1 protein-coding gene is annotated in these 209 nt (G+C 39.2%); it reads left to right on the forward strand.

Going from position 1 to position 209, the window contains the following annotated elements; genetic code table 11:
• The coding region (locus I6U49_RS16935) for a transposase (RefSeq protein WP_198629715.1) at positions 1-209 on the forward strand (209 nt) is incomplete at both ends.

Raw genomic sequence — 209 nt, forward strand, 5'->3', positions numbered from 1 at the left:
GCAAAGACCACCCCCGGTAAAGCCTTCCTGCCAAAACTACTTCCCAACGGAGATAGCCAAAAGCAACTTCTGGCAAGAAGCAGGTATTTACTCTATAAATCAACAGAGAAGTGCACTAATAATCAAAAAGAAAGGGCAGCTATCTTATTTACCGAATATCCTGAAATAGAAAAAGCTTACAAGCTAGTAAATAACCTCAGGAATATCTT

This window comes from Salegentibacter maritimus (assembly GCF_016236915.1).
In the GTDB taxonomy this organism is placed as follows: domain Bacteria; phylum Bacteroidota; class Bacteroidia; order Flavobacteriales; family Flavobacteriaceae; genus Salegentibacter; species Salegentibacter maritimus.